Here is a 1,417-nt window from a genome sequence, read left to right as displayed (position 1 = left end):
CATTCTGCTGGCCAATATCCTTTAGAATCGTGGCTTCCAAATAATTGAGCGCTGTAATATTGATGCGCTTTTATTTCTTTCTTTAAAGCTTCATCACTCAATAAAGGCGAAAGCGCATGATGCATAGTGAAAGAAACGACTTCCATACGAGAAAATCCGCCAGAAGTTTTCCACGCTTTTGCATCTTTGATATTCTGTGTCCAAGAATTAGAATATCCCCATTGATTTGCTTGGGCTAATTCATTCACATTTTCCATCAAAGAACCGCCGTAAGTAATTTGAGCTCCTGCTTTGCTCAAATCACGAATAGAATTAATTGCATTTTTTGGTGCAAATTGATAAGCGGCAACACGATCTCCGGCACCAAAAATTTCTTCAAGATTGTTTGTTGGATGCGCCAGACCATTTTTGTCATTGTTGGCACCAGAAACTTTCAGGTCTTGCGATTCTTTTACGATTTGATAACGATTTGGATTTTTCTTACTTATATCTCCCCAATAAGTCGGTTGGTGAAGATGCCATAAATAAGACGTATGCACTTGTGCTTGCAGAAATAAAAAAGGGGCAAACAGTGCATAAAACAAAAGTAGGTGTTTTTTCATAATTTCATTTTAGTTAGTTAAGTGGTTAAATTTCTGACAAAAATATATTTTATTAACATTTGAAATACGTAATAATCTGAAATCCAATCACTACAACGTTTTAGTGTTTACAACTTTATTAGAAACGATGAGTTAAAAAACATTAATCGTAAAATTTGTTAGTTTTTAGTGTATAATTCATTTTTAAGTTGTTTAAGTTGTTGTAAATGAGTTTTTAGTGTTTTTTTTGTAAACGAAAAAAATCCGCTAAGAGAAGAAAATCTTTAGCGGATTTAAACAAACTAATAAAAAATCGTGCAAATTTATTTATAGAGAAATGTTTCGTTTTTATAAGACTCCAAGCTCTTTCATGCAAGCTTTCATCATTTCGTAAGTGCGTTGAATATCGTTATCTAAACCAATAGAAAATCGGATCAAACCATCAGTTAATCCCATTTCTTTTTGTTCTTCTAACGGAATTTCACTCGAAGTTGAAGTTCCTGGCGCACTAAATAAAGTTTTGTAAAAACCTAAACTTACCGCTAGATAACCTAGATTTCGTTCTTGCATTAACTCCATCAATTCATTGGCTTTTTCTAAAGAACCAACATCAATTGTCAGCATTCCGCCAAAACCATATTCTGGATTAATCATTGTTTTGTACAATTCGTGACTCGGATGACTTTTCAATCCGGGATAAACCGTTTTTAAACCATCTTTTTCAAATTGGTCAGCCAAATAATGCGCATTGTGACTGTGCTGTTTGATGCGAATATGAAGTGTTCTCAAGTTTTTCATCACACTTGCCGAACGCAAACTATCCATTGTTGGACCTA

At 33.9% G+C, this 1,417-nt stretch carries 2 protein-coding genes; both read right to left on the bottom strand.

The features are described from left to right. Positions 1-602, bottom strand: a 602-nt coding sequence (locus B3J44_RS12445) for a hypothetical protein (RefSeq protein WP_286968699.1), incomplete at its 3' end; no start/stop codon positions are given. A gap of 327 nt (positions 603-929) precedes the next feature. Then, on the bottom strand, positions 930-1,417 hold a 488-nt coding region (locus B3J44_RS12440), incomplete at its 5' end, for a PLP-dependent transferase (RefSeq protein ID WP_286968698.1).

It is taken from the genome of Flavobacterium sp. UBA4854 (assembly GCF_002399805.1).
GTDB lineage: Bacteria > Bacteroidota > Bacteroidia > Flavobacteriales > Flavobacteriaceae > Flavobacterium > Flavobacterium ginsengisoli.
The sequence above is the reverse complement of the archived record's forward strand: the minus strand, read 5'-3'. Positions and strand labels throughout refer to the sequence as shown.